The organism is Streptomyces sp. SID3343, assembly GCF_009865215.1.
Lineage (GTDB): Bacteria > Actinomycetota > Actinomycetes > Streptomycetales > Streptomycetaceae > Embleya.
The window spans coordinates 1-986 of sequence record NZ_WWJX01001146.1 but is presented as its reverse complement, the minus strand read 5'-3'; the positions used below and the strand labels follow the sequence as shown (position 1 = coordinate 986).

The 986-nt window shown below is 71.1% G+C and carries 1 protein-coding gene; it reads left to right on the top strand.

Annotated features, from left to right (window positions below):
• The first annotated feature begins 187 nt into the window (after positions 1 to 187).
• The gene (locus GT354_RS36005) at positions 188 to 751 is read left to right on the top strand and encodes a type 1 glutamine amidotransferase domain-containing protein (protein ID WP_161360590.1); all 564 of its coding nucleotides are present in this window, start codon (positions 188 to 190) and stop codon (positions 749 to 751) included.
• Positions 752 to 986: the final 235 nt, after the last annotated feature.

Sequence of the window (986 nt, the reverse complement as noted above, 5' to 3'; positions counted from 1 at the left end):
GCTGCTCGATGTCGGGAGCGCGCTCGGTGAGCCATCGGCTGGTGTAGTCGGCCGCGGCCACCGATCGGGCGGATCGGATGCGTACGTCCGATGCGTACATCGAACGCGTACATCGGGTGGCGACGTCCCGTGCGCACGTCGGGCGGACATCGAATGGGCGATCGGAATACCGGAAAGAGGCGGACGGATGGCACACAACGAGCTCGCGGGGCGTCGGGTCCTGGTGATCGTGACGAACTACGGCGTCGAGCAGGACGAACTCGTGGTCCCGGTGAAGCATTTGCGCAGGGCGAGCGCCGCCGTGGACGTGGCGGCGGTGTCGGCGGAGCCGATCCATACGCTCGTGGGCGACAAGGACCCGGGCGAGAGTGTCCAGCCCAGCCACACCCTGGCGACGGTGAACCCGGCCGACTACGACCTGCTGCTCGTGCCCGGCGGCACGCTGAACGCCGACGCGCTGCGGCTGAACGACACGGCGGTCGATGCGGTCCGCTCGTTCGCTTCGTCGGGGCGCCCGATCGCGGCGATCTGCCACGGCCCGTGGGCCCTGGTCGAGGCCGGCGTGGTGACGGGCAAGACGCTGACGTCCTACCCGTCGCTCAGGACGGACATCCGCAACGCGGGCGGCACCTGGGTGGACGAGTCGGTCGTCGCCGACGACACCGACGGGTGGACGCTGATCACCTCGCGCACGCCCGACGACCTCGACGATTTCGTGCGTGCGATCGGTACCGTGCTCACCACCGCTTGAGCGCGGCGGCGGCCATATGGCGATCTCGTTCACACAGGGCGTCTCGCGCGCGCCGAGCGTCTCGCCGGTGCCGAGCGTCTCGTCCACGCCCAGCGTCTCCTCCGGGCAGGATGTGTCGTCCACACGGGACGCCCCTCTTGGCGGGCGACCGAGAGGCGTCGTGGTCGGCGTGAGCCCGGCTGGTCCGGCCCGGTCACCGGCCCGCGTGCGACGTCCCGCGTCCGCAGCGGGCGCG